This window comes from Micromonospora sp. SCSIO 07396, from assembly GCF_053667945.1.
On record NZ_CM132210.1, the window covers coordinates 3,682,897 to 3,699,388 of the forward strand.

8 protein-coding genes are annotated in these 16,492 nt (G+C 72.2%); 5 read left to right on the plus strand and 3 right to left on the minus strand.

Annotated features, from left to right (window positions below; all coding sequences use genetic code 11):
• Positions 1-38: 38 nt before the first annotated feature.
• The 3 genes from ACWCHM_RS15835 to ACWCHM_RS15845 are packed head-to-tail and all read right to left on the minus strand — an operon-like array spanning position 39 to position 11,488.
• Positions 39-10,118 (minus strand): DUF6531 domain-containing protein, encoded by a 10,080-nt coding sequence (locus tag ACWCHM_RS15835; protein WP_454222949.1) that lies wholly within the window; start codon positions 10,116-10,118, stop codon positions 39-41.
• A 9-nt stretch (positions 10,119-10,127) separates the two neighbouring features.
• Positions 10,128-11,072 (minus strand): WXG100 family type VII secretion target, encoded by a 945-nt coding sequence (locus ACWCHM_RS15840; RefSeq protein WP_454222951.1) that lies wholly within the window; start codon positions 11,070-11,072, stop codon positions 10,128-10,130.
• A complete protein-coding gene (locus ACWCHM_RS15845) occupies positions 11,069-11,488 on the minus strand; it encodes a YbaB/EbfC family nucleoid-associated protein (RefSeq protein ID WP_454222952.1) in 420 nt (139 codons plus the stop codon). Before ACWCHM_RS15845 ends, ACWCHM_RS15840 begins: the two co-directional genes overlap by 4 nt.
• A 298-nt stretch (positions 11,489-11,786) precedes the next feature.
• Between ACWCHM_RS15845 and ACWCHM_RS15850 the strand changes: the two genes are divergently transcribed.
• The 5 genes from ACWCHM_RS15850 (at position 11,787) to ACWCHM_RS15870 (ending at position 16,484) form a co-directional block, all read left to right on the plus strand.
• Entirely contained in the window at positions 11,787-12,107 is a 321-nt protein-coding gene (locus tag ACWCHM_RS15850; RefSeq protein ID WP_454222954.1) for a WXG100 family type VII secretion target, read from the plus strand.
• Between the two features lie 27 nt (positions 12,108-12,134).
• Positions 12,135-12,437, plus strand: coding sequence for a WXG100 family type VII secretion target (locus tag ACWCHM_RS15855; protein ID WP_454222955.1), 303 nt, complete (start codon positions 12,135-12,137; stop codon positions 12,435-12,437).
• Positions 12,438-12,532: 95 nt separating this feature from the next.
• Positions 12,533-13,459 (plus strand): hypothetical protein, encoded by a 927-nt coding sequence (locus ACWCHM_RS15860; RefSeq protein ID WP_454222956.1) that lies wholly within the window; start codon positions 12,533-12,535, stop codon positions 13,457-13,459.
• 78 nt (positions 13,460-13,537) lie between these two features.
• Positions 13,538-16,141: a hypothetical protein gene (locus ACWCHM_RS15865; protein WP_454222957.1), complete on the plus strand. Its 2,604-nt coding sequence runs from the start codon at positions 13,538-13,540 to the stop codon at positions 16,139-16,141.
• Positions 16,134-16,484 carry a hypothetical protein gene (locus ACWCHM_RS15870; protein WP_454222959.1) on the plus strand — a complete coding sequence of 117 codons (351 nt, stop codon included), beginning with the start codon at positions 16,134-16,136 and terminating at the stop codon, positions 16,482-16,484. The genes ACWCHM_RS15865 and ACWCHM_RS15870 overlap by 8 nt, the downstream gene beginning before the upstream one ends.
• Positions 16,485-16,492: the final 8 nt, after the last annotated feature.

A 16,492-nucleotide genomic window follows, 5' to 3' on the forward strand; every position in this document is an offset into this window, starting at 1 on the left:
GATCACCGCTGGTGAACGGGGCGGACGCCGCAGTGGACTCAGCTCACCGGCACCGGGGCCAACCGCGGCTCCGGCAGGAAGCGGGCCGTCGCCGGGTCGAAGTAGCAGGAACCGTCGTACTGCAGGCCGGTCTCCGCGTCCAGGTAACGGCCGGCGGACCGCAGCGGGACGTCGCCCGGTCCGCTGCCGTCGGTGCCGACGACCTGCGTCGGGGTGCCGGCCTCGTCGGTCAACACCGCGAAAACCGTGCCGTTCACGATCTGGGCGACCGGATATGCCGAACCGGGGTGGTACTCCCAGGCCGTCGTGGTGACTCGGTCGCCGTCGGCTCGGTGATGCTGCTCGACCAGGAGGTCCCCGGACCACACGAAGTCGGTCTCCTCGACCACCACGCCCTTCACGCCGCGGCGTTGCTTGGCGATCCGCCGCCCGAACGCGTCGTAACGGTAGTCCCAGCGGTCGCCGTCAGGCGTGGTGACCGTGGTCAGCCGGTCCCGGTGATCCCAGGTGAGGTTCCAGTCACCGGCGGCGTCGGACCGGGTGACCGGCCGACCCAGGGCGTCCATCGTGTACCTGACGTCGCCCGGGCGGTGGTCCGGCGTCGCCGCCCGGCCGGCATCGTGCCGGATCGTCAGGCCCGCGTCCCAGCTGCGGCTCACCTCACGTCCGCCGTCGTAGGCGAACCGGAGCTGCTGCCCGCCCGCCACCAGGACGGTGGGTCGGCCGGATTCGTCGTACGACCACTGGGTCGCCGCGCCGGACGGGCGGGTCCGCGCGGTGACGGCGTCGAACTGGTCGCCGTACGAACTGGACACGGTACGTCCGTTCACCGTCTCGGCGATGATCCTACCGATCGCGTCCCGCTCCAACCGGATCTCCGAGTCGACGTCGACGGCCGAGACGATCCGGCCGGCCGGGTCGTAGCTCAGCCGGGTCACGGCGTCGCCGGTACGCCGCTCGACCACCCGGCCGAGCAGGTCGTAGCCGAAGTGGGTGACCTCGCCCGCCGCGTCGGTGTGGGCGACGAGTTGACCCGCGGCGTCGTAGGCGTACCGCTGGGTGCGGCCCTGGAAGTCGGTCTCCTCGGTCACCCGCCCGTTCGGGTCGTAGGTGTACCGCCAGGTCTCACCGGCCGGGTTGGTGATGGTGGTCAGCCGCAGTTCGGTGTCGTACGCGTACTCGGTGCGGTCGCCGTCGTCGTCGATCCGGGCCGTCACCAGGTCGAACGCGCCGTATTCGAAGAACGTGCGGCGGCCGGTGGCGTCGACCGTCTCGACCAGGTTGCCCTCGCCGTCGTAGCCGAACTCTTCGACACCGCCGTCCGGGTTCTCCCGCCAGGACAGTTCACCCTCCAACGTCCAGCCGATCTCGGTGGTGCCCTGGTCGGTCGTGATGAAGACGACCCGGCCGAGCCGGTCGTAGGTGTACCTGGTGTCACCGTCGGTGGTGCTGATCGCCGTGACCTGACGTGCCGCGTCGCGGACGACGACCGCCGGACCGATCTGGATGGCCGTGCCATGGCCGTTCCCGGCGGGCCGGTCGAAGCGCACGACCTCGCCGCTGGCGTCGATCTCGGCCAGTACCCGCCCGTCGGTGTCGAACTCCCGGCGGACGGTCGAACCGTCGAAGTCCGTCCGCGAGGTGGCCCGGCCCTGCTCGTCGAAGCTGGTCAGGGCCCGGCTGCCGTCCGGCCTGGTGACCGTGGTCGGACGTCCGTCGGGGCCGTACCCGTAGGTCGTCGTCCGGCCCAGCGGGTCGGTCCGGGACAGCAGTCGGTAGGCGTCGTCCCACTCGTACCGGGTCGTCGCGCCGAGCGGGTCGATCTCCGCGACCACCTGGAGGCGGTCGTTGAGCTGGTAGGTGCGCGTCGCGCCGAGCGAGTCGGTGACGACGGTCAGACCGTCGGAGTAGGCGAACCGGTAACGCAGGTAGCCGCCCCTGCCGTCGGTGTCGACGCAGCGGCCCGCCTCGTCGTAGGCGTAGGTGTACCACTCGCCGTTGCGGTCCTCCCACCGCACGATCCGGCCGTCGGCGTACACGAAGCGTTCAGGGTCGCCCGAGGAGTTGACCACCTCGGTCAGGTGGCCGTCCTGGTCGTAGGTGAACCGGGACGCCTCCACCAGGGCCCCGTCCTGGTCCGGCAGGCGCAGCGCCGTGATCAGCCCGGCGGCGGAAGTGAACTCGATCGTCGCGCCCGACGAGGAGCGAAGTTCCGTGACGGTGCCGGCGTCGTCGCGCTGGACCGACCACCGGACGCCGCCGTCGGTCACGTCGCTGAGCAGCGACTCACCACGGTGTGCCGGGGCGAACACCCACGCGCGGCCGGCCTCGGGGTCGGTGAGCAACCAGCCGCCGCCCGTCAGCCGGCGCAGCGGCCACGCCCGCCCGAGCACCGGCACCGCCGTCGCACCCTCCGCGACCAGCGGATAGGTCAGAATGGATCCGTCCGCGGCCAGGTAACGGACCTGCTCGCCGTCGACGATGACCCGCTGGTCCAGGGTCGAGGCCCAGGACCGGCCGAAGGACCGGCCCCACTGGTAGTCGGAGCGGTAGGTGCGCACCAGCGGGAGGCCCGGCAGCGTCGCGTCGGTCTCGGTGAGGATCATCCGGCCGGTGGTCACGTCGATCGGGTCGGCCTCGCAGTACGTCTCGTCGGTGCTCTTCGCCGACGAGGCCGGCAGGTAGCTGAACGGCACGCCCGAGTAGTCGGTGTAGACGACCTGGCTGGCGGCCGGCTGGTCGAAGTAGGACGCCTGCTCCGGGTACGAGGACTGCTCAGGATAGTACGACTGCTCCGGGTACGACGACTGCTCAGGGAAGGACGACTGGTCGTAGCCGGATTCCTGGTTGGTCCTGCCGGGATCGGCGTTCGGGCTGCCCTGGTCGCGGTGCGAGCTGCCGGACCCGCTGGACGTGCGGGAGCTGCCGGACCTGCTGCGGGGATCGGAGACCGTCCCGCTCGGGTGCCGGTGGGATCTCCTGCGTGAGCGGTGGGAACGGTGGCTGCGCTCGGACGGCGCCACCTCGTGGGAGTCCCTGCGTGCGACGTCGGCTGCCGGCATGTCGTAGGCCCGCCAGTCCTCGGTGAAGTGACGCCAGTCGCTGACGGGTTCGGCGTCCTCGATGACGGGATCGAGCGTGGGCGAGTAGTCGGATCCGTGCGGACTCGGACCGGGGTTCTCCGCGAAGGGGCCGGCACTGGAGTCGCCCGGATCCAGCGCGCTGTTGTTCCGGGTCGGGGGCACGGGAATGCTGTCGCCTGAGCCGTACCGGTCGCGGGTGGAGTCCAGGTACGTGCTCTGCAGGTTGTCCCCGAGATCGGCGACCGAAGCGTCACTGCCCGACCGGTCCTGGTCGTACTTCAGCACGGCCAACATCTGGTCCAACGTGGCCAACGGGTTGTCGGGTCGCTCGTGCTGTTGCGCCCTCGACAGTTTCCTGGAGAGACTCTCGGGGCTTTCCGAGACGCCGTTGTTGGGGTCGGAGACCACGAAGATGTAGTTGCTGTCCCTGCGTTCGACCGGCGAGACATCGGACATGGAGTCCTGCAGCCCGATCCGGTTGTAGTCCGCACGCCGGTACGAGAGCTGCTCGTAGAGCTGCTGCTGGTGCGCGTCGAACGACGGTGTGGTGTGGCCCTTGTAGAGCTTCGGTACCTTATCGTCGTAGGACTTCTGTGAGCTGACGACGTACTCGGCCGCCCTGGCGATCTGGTTCTTGCCGACGAACTCCCAGGCGACGACGCGCAGGCCCTCGATCTCACCCTTGTCCACCTTGTCGAACAGGATCTTCGCTTCGGTGGTGTCCAGGACACTCCCGACCATGACCGCCCGGAGCACGTGTGCGTCGACGATGCCCTTGGTGACCGCCACGAGCTGGTGGGAAAACTTCTCCCACAGTCGCTTGTATCCGGGCGTGTAGTTGTTGTAGTTGTCGATCCCGAGCATGACGTTGTCGAAGATCTGCCCGCCGGGCGAGGCCTCGAGCATCCGTTTGCCGTCCTGCTCGGTAATCCGCTCGGCGACTGCCGGGCCGATCTTTCCCCAGAGTGCAAGATGCGGCCGGTACTTCTCCACGGCGTCGGCCAGCTGGGTGTCGAAGTCGCGGTCCTTCTGGTGCTTGTACCACCACTTCGCCGGCACGGAGAAGGCATGGTTGTCCGCCATGAGCTGCGCGAACGGTTCGACCTTCTCGGTGCCGAACTGCCTGACCACCTCGGCGTCGATCTCGTCGTCCGTCGCGCCCTGGTTCCTCAGTCGCAGCTCCAGCTCAAGCTGTTTCTTGAAGTCGTCGTAGGCGTTCCTGAGCTCCCTGTTGTTCCACAGTTTGTCGTAGTTGGACATTCGACGTTCGATTTTCTTCCAGTCACGCTCCGCCTGGCTGAAGTCGATCGTCGAGCCCAGTGCGGGCAGCGGCGTGAGGGTCTGCTGGACGTCGGCGTACGAGGAGCCCTCGGCGGAGGAGAGCTGACTGACGGAGTGGCGCGACACGTCCTGGTCGTCGGTGCCGAAGATGTCGTAGGGACCGTACGCGGTGTCCACCCCCGGGTCCGGCGCACGGACCAGCTCGTCCGTCGCCGGGGGGGCCGCCTCCGGGGGGAGGCTGCTCGGTTCGCCGTGCGAACTGTGCCTGCGGTGCGAACTGTGCCGCGACGACCGGTGGCCACCCCCGCTCTTCCTCTTGCCGGGCTTGCACGGGGCCAGGCCGAGCGGGTCGATGCTGGTCAGTGGGTCGTCGACGTACGCGGTCGGGTTGGGTCCACCGGCCAGCCCGAGCGGGTCGGGGCTGAGGTAGCGGGCGGTCGCCGGGTCGTAGTAGCGGAACCGGTTGTAGTGCAGGCCGGTCTCGGTGTCGTGGTACTGCCCCGGGAAGCGCAGCGGGGTGCCGGCCGGGTCACCGGTGCGGCCCCACAGGTCGCCGCGCGACCACCAGCGCAGCTGACCGCCGGATTCCACCAGGTGGGTGGGCGTACCGACGGCGTCGGTGACGACGGTGTGGAGCCTGTCGTCGCCGTTGGTCTGGGTGACCGGTGCGGACCCGTCGGGCCGGTAGTCCCAGGAGACGGTGCCGGTGCCGTCGGTCTGCTCGACCAGGAGGTCACCGGCCCAGGAGAAGGTCACCTCGTCCAGGATCGTGTCGTCGGCGGCCAGGCGTTGCTTGGCGATGCGGCGACCGAAGCCGTCGTAGCGGTAGCGCCACCGGTCGCCGTCGGGTGTGACGGCGTGGGTCAGCCGGTCCTCGGCGTCCCAGCTGAACCGCCAACTGCCGGCGGCGTCGATCCGGGTGGTCAGGCGGCCCCTCCCGTCGTAGGTGAACCGCGCGTCGTCCGAGCGCAGGAGCGCGCCGCCGGCGAACTCCCAGCGCCCGTCGCCGGTGCCGACGAGGTTGCCGGCCGCGTCGTACTCGTACCGTTCCCGCTCCGTGCCGCCGGCGGTGACGGTGTGGATCCGTCCGGTCTCGTCGGCGTGGAACGAACGGTCGCCGTCGAGCGTGTCGGTGATCGCCACGACCCGGTCGGTGGCGTCGTAGCCGAAGCCACGCACGGCGGCGTCGGCGACGTGCTGGGCGGACAGGCGGCCCGTCCCGTCGAACGTCTGCCGCAACGCGACCACGTCGTCGACGGCCCGGCTGATCTCCCGCCCGGCCGCGTCGTGGTCGAACCGCACCACGTGGCCGCCGGCGGCGAGCATGACCGGCCGGCCCTGTGCGTCGAGGGTCCATCGGCTCGACCGGCCCGACGGTGTGGTCCGGGTCAGCGCCTGGCCGCCCTGGTAGGAGGTGCGCACGGTGCGGCCGTTGATCGTCTCGGCGATGATCCGGCCCTCGGTGTCCCGCTCGAACCGCACCACCGCGTCCGGGCTGCGCACCCCGGCGAGGTGGCCGGCGTCGTCGTACTCCAGCCGGGTGACGGCGTCGCCGGCCCGCCGCTCGACGACCCGTCCGAGCAGGTCGTGGACGTAGTGGGTGGTGTCGCCCGTGGCGTTCGTGCGGCTGGTCAGTTGCCCGGCCGCGTCGTAGGTGTAGTGCTGGGTGCGGCCGTCGAAGTCGGTCTCCGTGGTGAGCCGCCCGGCCGGATCGTAGGTGTAGCGCCAGACCCGTCCCGCCGGATTGGTGACCGCGACCAACCGCAGTTCCGTGTCGTAGGCGAACTCGGTGCGGTTGCCCGCCTCGTCGATCCGCGCGGTGGGCAGATCGAACGCCCCGTACTCGATATGTGCCGAACGCCCCTGAGCGTCGATGGTTTCCACCAGATTCCCTTCGCCGTCGTAATGCCATTCCCGGGTGGAGCCGTCCGGGCCGGTGCGCCAGGCCAGGTCGCCCTCGGCGGTCCAGCCGAACTCCGTGACGGTGCCGTCCGGCAGCCGCACCGACCTGGGCCGACCCCGACCATCAAGATCAAATTCACGTCCGGGTACGCCGTCCGCCCACCCGCCGTCCTCGGCCACCGGGTACGGGCTGCCGTCCGGGCGGACCGTCACGACCTGGCGACCCGCCTCGTCGTAGCCGAACCGGGTGACCCGCCCGAGCGGGTCGGTCCGGGACCAGGACCGGCACGTCGGGTCCCACGCGGTGCGGGTGGTGACGCCGAGTGGATCGGTGACCGCGGTGACCTGGAGGTTGTCGTCGAGCTCGTAGCGGTGCACGCCGCCGAGCGAGTCCGTCACGATCGTGACGCCGTCGCCGTACCCGAACGTGTAGCGCAGGTGGCCGCCGCTGCCGTCGGTGCGCACGCACCGGCCCGCCCGGTCGTAGGCGTACGTGTACCACCCGCCGTTGCGGTCCTCCCACCGCACGATCCGGCCGTCCGCGTCGTAGCCGAGCCGCACCGGCTCGCCGGAGGAGTTCCGCACCTCGACGAGGCGGCGTCGCTCGTCGTACCCGAAGGCCGGCAGCGCGACCCCGTCGGAGTCGTCGTCGCCGGGCACGAACCGCGCGCCGGTCACCAGGCCGTCGCGGGTCCGCAACTCCACCCGGTCGCCGGACGACGACTCCAGGCGCGTGGGGGTGCCCGCGTCGTCGCGGGCGACGTGCCACCGGGTACGCACCGTCGCGACATCGGACAGCATCGCCGCCTGGCCGTCCATGGCGGGGGCGAACAGCAGCAGGGTCTCCCCGTCGGTGAGCGACCAGCCGCCGCCGACCAGCCGCCGCAGCGGGACGGGGCGGCCGAGCACGGGCAGCGCCGCCCGGCCCTCGGCGGGCAGCGGGTAGCTGAGGATCGAGCCGTCGGCGGCCAGGAACCAGGCCCGCGACCCGTCGGCCACGACCCGCTGGTCCAGGGTGGACGCCCAGCTCGGGCCGAAGGACCGGCCCCAGCGGTAGTCGGAGCGGTGGGTACGCTCCAGGGCCAGGCCGGGCAGCACCAGGTCGGTCTCGGCATAGATGATGCGGCCGGTCGTCACGTCGACCGGGTCACCGACGCAGGTCGTCTCGACTGTCGCCTTGGCGACCACGGCGGGCGGCACCTCCCGCAGCGACGGCCCCGTTCCGGGTGGCGGGAATTCCACGGCGACCCTCAGCGGGGCGGCCTTCCCGTCACCGGGCGGCACCACCGTCGTACGTCCGTCCGGGTCGCCGCCGGGCCGGCCCACGGAGTCGGGTGCACGGTCGGGGTCGGCTTCGCGCCTGACGTCGGGTTCGTGGGCGGGGTCGGGCCGCGACGGCGTCCCGGGGCCCTCGACCGTGGTCGCCGGTCGGGGCATCGCCGGGAGCTCGGCCCTTCCCGCCGGGGGCGACGGCGGCGCGGGAGCGGGAGCCACCGGGCGGATCGTAGTCCGGGAGCGCCCCTGCGGAGATAGCTTCGCACCACCGTCCCTCGGGTCCGTCGCGGGGGCCTCCACGGGTGCGAAGGACTGCGGGTCGATCGGCAGCGGGACCAACCGGTCGTTCGCGCCCGCCGCCGAACCGGCCCTCGGCTCGGTCGGGCCCGGCGGTGAGCCGGCGGCAGCACCGGCGGTCGGGAACGGCCCCGCCGTCGGGGTGCCGGACGGTCCGGTGACCGGTGCGGTGGGGGGAGCGACGGTCGTCGGGCCGGCGGGCAGCCCGGTCGGGGCCGGCACCGGGCCACCGCCCGTCGCGTCCCGCGGGCGCGGCACCTGATCCGCGGTGCCCGAGGTGGTCGACGACCCGGACCGGTCGAGCTCGACCAGCCTGTCGCGCGGCTCCGCGGCACCACCGAGGGCCGGAGCCGGGGCCCCCGCCGGGACGGTCGGCTGGCTCCCGGTGGCCGGACTGTTCCCCGGCCCCGATGACACCGGCGGGCTGCCGGGGCCGGACACCTCCGTGGCCACCGGGCCAGGAGGCGTCACCAGCGGCGGTGCGGAGGGCACGGTGGCCGGCGGGGCCAGCGGTGCCGGCGTGCCGGAGCTGTCCGCCTCCGGGTCCGCCGGCTCGCCCGGTCCGATGGTGACGGGTGGTGGCCCGCCCTGGCCGGGCAGGCCGGACCCCACCGGCGGCGGGGTACCCGGCTGCTGCGCTGCGGGGTCCGACGCCACCGGGACCGGCGGCGGGGCGGTGGGCGGTGCGGAGGCGGCCGGCGGAGGCGGCAGCGGCTGGGTCGACGACGGCGGCACCTGCGCGTCGGCACCGGACGGGTGGCCGGATGGACCGCCCACCTGGTCGGGTAGCTGGCGGGGCGGGGCGCCCACCGGGTCGGCATGCTGACCGGCGGGTTCGCGCACCGCGTCCGGGGAGAGCCCGGTTGCCGGGCGTTCGACGATCGACGGACCACCGTCGGGGGCCCGGACCACGCCCTCCGGCGACCCGGTGGCGGCCCGTTCCACCGGGAGACCGGTAGGCGGGGTGTCGAAACCGGGCAGACCGCGGCCCGGGTCCGCGCCGACGGCGGGACCGCGCACCAGGTCGGTACGCCCCGCAGGCGGCGGGACGCGGGATCCGGCCCCCGACGGATCGCCGGGCTGCCGGGATGTCCGCTGCTCGCCGTCGACGGTGCCGGCCGGCGGGGTGGCGCCGCCGGCGTCGGTGGGTGGCTGCTGAGCGGGCGGGGTGGCCGGTGCCGGTTCGCCGCCGCCCGCCGGAGCACCGTCGGTGCCGGCACCCGGGACCGTCCTGCCGTCCGGGCCCGGCGGGCCGCCCCTGAGGTTCGTCGAACCGCCGGGTCGGGGTCGGTTGCCACCCTTCCCGTCGGTGCCGGCTCCACCGGGCCCGGTGGAGCCGGCACCGCGGCCCGGACCCGCGAGGTCTCTGGACGGGCCGACGCCGGACGGGTCGGGCCCGGCGGGTCCACCGCCGAGGGCGTCGCCGGCGTCGTGGGCGTAACGGCCGGCGTACGATCCGATGAGGGACGAGGTGGCGGTGGCCAGCGGGTCGAACCCGTCGAGGGCACCGGTCATGGACAGGTAGACGAACTCACCGAGCAGCTCTCCCCCGGCACCCAGCCCGGCCCCCCCGTGCGTGTTGCCGGCGAGTCGGGGAAAGTACCGGCCGCCGATCAGGTGGACCCCGCCGGCCACGGCACCGATGGTGGCACCGGCACCGATCGACTGCGCCAGACCCGACCAGTCGAACCCGTCGCTGTTGCCCTTGGCGATCACGATGGTCTGGGCGGCGACGTTCTCGGCGCCCTCCTGAACGCCCTCCCCGGCAGCCTCCAGGGCCAGCCGGACCACCAGTTGGTGCAGGTGGCTGTCCAACCAGTCCAGCAGCGCCCCGGTGATCTCCTGGCCGATCTTGAGGTAGGCGGGGACGAGCGAGGCGCCGAAGCCGGTGGCCAACGCCGCCGCGATGTCCAGGACGATCGTGAACGCGGCCACGGTGATCTCGGTCTGGACGTAGTCGATCAGCTTGTTGGCCTGGTCGGCGATCTGCCCGGCGACCAGGGCCTTCCGGATGGCCGGCGGGATCGGCCCGGTGATCGTCTGTTGGAACTGGGCGAACGCGTCGGCCGCGGGGCCGTCGAGACTGCCCCGCAGCCCGGCGGCGAGCGCCTGGGTCGCGGCGATCCCGCTACCCAGGTTCGCGCCGAACTGTCCCAGTTCGGCGTCGAGCGCCTGCAGCTGCGACGGGTCACCCTTGGGAAACCGCTCCCCGACGGTGTAGAGGATCGCGTCGTACGCCCACTGCCAGTTGGGGTCGTCGGGAATGTGGAAGTCGGCCATCGCACCGGGTCAGGCGGGATTCACGATCAACGGCGTCGCCGCGCCGCTGGCGTCGAAGCTGACCAGCAGCGGACGGTAACCGGGCGCGCTGGCATCGGCGCCGGCGTCCGCTTTGGGCTTGACCAGGAACAACTGGTCACCGTTGCCGTCGATGGGTGCTCCGTCGCCGCTGGTAGGCCGCCGGCCGCCCAGCGGGATGATCGAGTCGTAGTAGTTGGCGTCGAGCCGCGAGGTGCCGTCCGGGAAGGTCGCCAGCGCCTGCAACTGGTATCCCGGGGGAATCGGCTCACCGTCGACGAGCACGCCGGTGGTGTCGTACGGCCGGTAGGCCGAGATCGCGGGCAGTGCCGCCGCGAACCCGGCCGGCATGCTCGACGCCGGAAGCTTGTCCAGCGACTCCGCGGGTTCGCGGATCGCGCCGGGGACGGCCATGCCCCGCGTCATCGAGTCGTCGCCCTGCCGGGGGGCCAGCTGCGAGACCGTCTGCCCCCGGTACGTCAACCGCCCCTCGGACAACGGCCGCCCGTCGAGCATCCGCCGCCCGTAGCGCAGCGGCTGTCCGGCGGGCCGAGCGGGCTCACCGGGCACGACCTGTCCGGCGCCGGCCTCCGGTGGCGACTTCACGAACTCGTTGGCGATCACGCGCCCGGCCCCGGTCGCGTCCTCGTCCGCCTGCCGGTAGCCCTCGCCGCTGACGCGTAGTCCGATCGCCGCGTACTCCAGCAGACCGTTGACGCCACGCACCGCGCCCTCGACGACGTCCATCGTCTGGTCGAACTGCTTCTGGAACTGGTTGCCGATCTCGTCGTCGCCCCACGCGGGTGTGTACCGCGCCCGGATCAGGCCCAGCTGGCGGAGACACTCGTCGTAGTAGGCGGTGTGCTGGGCATACGAGTCGCCGACCGCGATGACGCCTTCGGGGTCGACCCAGACGGCTCCCCGCGGCTGGCTCACGGCTGCTCCGGGCCGAGGCCGAGCAGCCTGCGGACTCCGCTGGTCAGCCGGGGGCCCTCAGGCGGTAGGTACATGTCGGGGCCGGCCTCGCCACGGACCATCCTGGCCACGTCCATGCCATCCGGCAGCAGCGGCCCGATGACCTCCGCCGCCTGCTCCATCACCTGCTCCTTCGCCTCGGCGAAGGTCTGCATGATGGTGGCCTGCAACTCGGTCGGGGTCATCCGCCGGTACGCACCGGTCGGGAAGCCGATCTCGGTCAGCACGCCGTTCTGCCCGACCGTGACCGTCACTTCGCGGCGGGGGGAGGTGGCGGAGCCCCGCACCCTCCTCATCCGTTCCTGCAGGTCGGTCAGGCCGCCGCGCTGGCGTTCGTACTCCGCGAACAGCTTCTCGACCCGTTCGTCGAAGCTCATCGTCGACCCCCTTCCGCCGCGGACCCCAGTACAGGACCAGCGCCGACGGGGGTGGAAGGGGCGGGCCGCTTTCCGGGCAGGAACGTGCAGGGTCTCTTCCCGACCGTACGGTCGCCGGCGTGCCGTCGGCCGCCGGTCGTCGAAGGGGTGAAGTAGGGAAGGTCGAGCTGTCATTCGGACATCGACCCGGCGCGGAGCTTGCCGTGGGCGGCCGGTCGCCAGCAGTCTTCGGCACGGCGGACGCCGAGCACAGGGAGTTCGACGTCGTCTTCGCAACGTACGACGAAGGGAGTCCATGGTGACCATGCCAACGGTGCAGACCACCGACCCAGGCATGCAGGCGGCGGCCACCGAGTTCGCCAACAAGGCCCAGGAGTTCGTCGGCCACCTGCGTTACGTCAACGGGCAGATGGCCATCCTCCAGGGGAGCTGGCAGGGCACCGCCTCCACCACTTTCAACCAGGCGATGGACAACTGGGAGCGGGCCTTCCAGGTCATCATCGACAAGCTGCTGAACATGATGGACGTGATGGGCGCCACGACCGCCGGCTACCGGGCGGCCGAGGAGGAAGCCTCGCAGACCGCCAGTTCCTTCCTGACGGCACTTCCCGGAGTCTGACCCCCACCTCTGCGAAAGGACCCGCAGGTGTCCAACTACCGGTTCGACTTCAACCAGGCCGACGCCACCCTGTACGACATGAATCGCGTCAACGGGCGGATCTCGGGCGCGCTGGACGAGATGGAACGCAATGTCGAGCGGAGCATCGAGGAATGGTCCGGTGACGCCCGGAGCGCCTACCACGTGGCGAAGGCCGAGTGGCGCAGTGCCGCGGACGAGATGACGGTGCAGCTCGAACAGGCCCGCCGGACGCTGCTGGCGATCTCGGACAACTACGGGACCACCGAGCAGCGGCACACCAAGATCTGGAACCAGGTCCGCGGCGGTTGAGTGCCAGCCGGCTGCCGGGGCCGGTGTTTCCCTGGCGGCCGGTGCTCCCCGGCACCAGTTCCTAGAGCCGGCCGCGCAGGAGAGGTGGTGGACGGATGGCTTCCATCGATTTCAGCTACCCCAACGACAGGGCCATCGACCAGATAGGAATCCTCGACGAGTTCAACCGCGGTGAGGTCGACGGATATTCGCAGAAGCATCCGGACGGCTGGATACAGGCGGTCATCGACCGCGTCCAGGCCGACATCGCGTCGAGCAACCGTCAGTACGACAAGGTCGACTGGTCCGACTACACGACGGAGGAGCGGGCCGCCTGGGACTGGTACACGGCGGAGGTGACCGACACCGACAGCTGGAAGGAACTGGTCGAGGACTACAAGAAGAACGATGTTCCCGCCGAGGACTCGATCCACTGGGACAAGTTCGACGAGTCCGACCACCTCGACATCGACGGGCGGTTCTCCCCACCCGACGTCCGGGTCCACTCCGGCGGTGGCGACAACAAGGACGGGGACCTGAAGGTCAGCACCGAGGCCATCCGGTACTTCGCCAACTCCATCGGGGAGCTCTTCGACCACCCGGACGGCAAGGGCGGCAGCACCATGCTCCGGTCGGCTGACGAACTCGCGGAGCTGGAGGTGCTGCCCGGTCTGTTCGCCGTGGCCGAGGTCATGCGGCGCAAGATCCACGGCAGTGGCGAGAGCACGGGACTGGTCGGCGACACCCAGGGCCTGCTGACGAAGATCCACGAGACGCTCTACACCCTCCGCCTGAGCCTGCTCGACATGGCCGACTCGTACGAGCTCACCGAGGAGGGAAACGCGCGGACCGGCAAGGACTTCGAGAAGCGGACCAAGGAGTTCAACACCATGACCGCAGAGGAGTTCGGCAATGCCATGGCCGATCCGTGGGGGCACATCAAGGACATCGGTGACTACGGCAACACCAGTTCCTCGGGTACGGGCGGCACTGGCGGATCGGGTGACGGCGGCGGGAAGGAGTCGGGTGACACGGAGAAGTAACCGTCGCGTCCGGCTGGGCCGCACGGTGGCGCGCGTCGGCGTCCGCACACTCATCTAGGGTCTCGGTGTAGGTAGGGCATGGGTGATTCAGACTCGGGCACGGAGCAGGACTGGACCCACTCCGCGGACCCGAAGGCGACCTTTCCTCCGACCAGCGTGCAGATCGACGATCTCAGCGATCTGGAGAACTGGGCACGGATGGATCCCCCCGGTTGGCGTCGGATCAAGGCGGCGGTCAACGGCGGGTCGGCCATCGAGAGCGAAGCCGGACACGACTACGCCGCGACCCTGGTCAACCACCAGACCCTGATCGAGGCTGCCAACGCGTTCCAGCGGACGTACAACCTGCTGCACTGGCTGGAGACCTTCATCAGCCTGCACACTGCCGCGATCGCCGGCGAGGGCAAACCCTGGCAGGGCAAGGCGGCCGAGGCGTTCCTGGCGAAGATGGACTACCTCAGCAGGTACCTGGGCGAGCAGGCGGACCGGCTGCTCGGCGGCGACGGCATGCCCGGGACCACGAGCGTGCCACACCAGCTGATGATGAGCGGCAGCTATCTGAAGTGGGCACAGGAGCAGCTCGACTACCTCGACGTGGAGTGGGCGAAGATCGCAGCTGCCAACCATGCCAACCACACTGCTGGCGGCAACGTGGCGATCAGCTCCACCCGGTTCGCCCGACCCATGACGGATCAGATGCTCCAGGTCGCACAGGTGCTGGCCAAACAGTACGCACAGCTGAACTTCGGCTCGGTCAGCGCGCCCGAGGGTGACGGCAGCCTCGGCCCCGAGGGTCCGACAACCCCGCCGCCCCCGACGGCCGACCCCCCGACGACGCCGCCCCCGCCGACCGACCCGCCAACCGACCGGCCGCTGCCGACGGAGCCGCCGACCGATCCGCCGGCGAGACGACCGGCCGACCCCCCGACGGCGCCGCCCCCGGGCGGATCGCTGCCGACCCCGCGGCCGGCCGGGCCGCCGCCGAACCCGGCGGCGCCACCCGGCGCCGGCTCCGACCCACCCGCTGGTGGTCCGCCTGTCGGGCAGCCGCCCCGCAGTAATCTGCGCGGCGATCCGCCGGGTGCCGACGGCCCGCCACTTCCCGGCCGCCCGCCCGGTACCGATCCGTCCGGCCGCGACGGTCTGCCCGGCTTCGATCCCCCGGTCGTCGGCGCTCCACCTGGCTCCGGCCCCGGCGGGGGCGATGGCGTACCGGGCGGGATCGTCCCGCCGGTGATCCCGGGCCCGCCGGGCACCGGAAACCCGGGCGGTGGCAACACCCCGCGGCCCGTCCCGCCTATCGGCGAGCCCCCCGACGGGGTCGGCGGTGACCCGGTGCCACCCGGCGGGGCCAATCCGCCCGGCGGGATCGAACCACCCGGCGGGGCCAATCCGCCCGGCGGGGCCAATCCGCCCGGCGGGATCGAGCCACCCGGCGGGATCGAGCCACCCGGCGGGATCGAGCCACCCGGCGGGGGTAGCCCGCCGGGGAGCGGGCAGACGCCCGGCGGCGGTCCGCTGCCGCCCGCTGCACCGATGCCGGGGACGCCGGGATCACCAGGTGCCGGAGCCGGCGGTGGAACGGGGGTGGAACGCCCGGACTCCTCCGGACTGGTCGACGGCGACCCGGACGACTGGATCCCCGACACCCTCCAGCCCGGTGATCCGTCCGCTCCCGGTGGTGCCACCCCCGGCGGTGCCGGGGGCAGGGATGCCCAGTCCGGGCAGGTGCCGGGGGGCGGTGTGCCGCTGGTACCGCCGATGCCGGGTGCTCCGGGTTCGCCCGGATCGGGTGCCGGTGACGGTTCGACGCCGGAGCGCCCCGACGCCGCCGGCCTGGTCGAGGGTGACGAGTCGGACTGGCAGACCGCCACGGGCGGGGTGGGTCCTCCGTCCGCTCCCGGGGGTGCGGCTGCCGGTGGCGCGGGTTTGGCGCAACGACCCGGCCTCGGCGGTCCGCCGCCGGGTGCCGTACCGCCGCCGGCGACCGGACTGCCGCCCCTGCCGGGTGTTCCGGGTTCGCCCGGGTCGGGGGTCGGTGACGGTTCGACGCCGGAGCGCCCCGACGCCGCCGGCCTGGTCGAGGGCGACACTGCGGACTGGGAGACGCCCGGCTCGCACCCGCCCGTCGGGCCGCAGGCACCCACCGGTACGCCGGCCGGACGGCCGGGCCGCGACGCCACGCCGGTCGAGCGGGCCACCGCGCCGGCCAGCGACGTCGGCGCCGGTACGCCGATGGCAGCGGTCCCGCCCGGAACTCCACTGATCGCCGGCGGGCGGGACCGGGATGCCGCGCGGCACCACGACGCCGCCGGCCTGGTCGCGGCGGACGAGCGGACCTGGGAGGACGGCGATGTTCCCCCCGTCGGTGCCGGTGTGCCGGCGGGTGGGTCCGGCCGGACGAGCGCCACCCCGGCGACGCCGGTCACGGTCCTCGGCGTACCGCTGCCGGTGCCCGGGGCCGCCGAGGAACAGCCGCCGGTCGACCGCCCGGACGCCGCCGAACTGCTGCGGGTAGCCGAGTCCACCTGGACCGGCGTCGAGCCGTCGCCGGACGACACCCGGGTGCCGGTCGTGCGGCCCGCCGAGCACACCGTCGACACGTCGGGGTGGGACGACACCGCGGACATCTGGTGGTTGTCCGGCGACCTCGAAGGTTCAGAAGGGACGACCGATGGCTGACGAGACCGGTCCGCCGCCCCTGAGGGCGTGGCGGCGGGAGCGCCAGGCGGTCTCGCCCGGCGGGGAGCGACCGACGATGTGCGGTGGCCCGCAGTACACCGCCGCCGAACGCCTCGAGTTGATGCGCGAGAAGCAGCGGGCGATGGACGAGGCGGCCCGCCGCGAGCGGGTGGGGGCCGAGAGGCGGGAGGCCGCCAAGCGCCGCCCCGCGAAGCCGACCGACGAGGAGGACCAATACCTCACCGCGAAACGACCCCACCCCGACCGGTACGCGGTCACCCTGCTCCGGCAGGACGATTCCGCCTGGGGCGGCGGCGGTGCGGGCCCGGGGGTGCTCGGATGAGTGACGAC

What these genes read in the sequence shown, in the direction of transcription:
- ACWCHM_RS15835 (WP_454222949.1), bottom strand. Translation starts at nt 10,118, where the DNA reads ATGGCCGACTTCCACATTCCCGACGACCCCAACTGGCAGTGGGCGTAC.
- ACWCHM_RS15845 (WP_454222952.1), bottom strand. Translation starts at nt 11,488, where the DNA reads ATGAGCTTCGACGAACGGGTCGAGAAGCTGTTCGCGGAGTACGAACGC.
- ACWCHM_RS15860 (WP_454222956.1), top strand. Translation starts at nt 12,533, where the DNA reads ATGGCTTCCATCGATTTCAGCTACCCCAACGACAGGGCCATCGACCAG.
- ACWCHM_RS15865 (WP_454222957.1), top strand. Translation starts at nt 13,538, where the DNA reads ATGGGTGATTCAGACTCGGGCACGGAGCAGGACTGGACCCACTCCGCG.
- ACWCHM_RS15870 (WP_454222959.1), top strand. Translation starts at nt 16,134, where the DNA reads ATGGCTGACGAGACCGGTCCGCCGCCCCTGAGGGCGTGGCGGCGGGAG.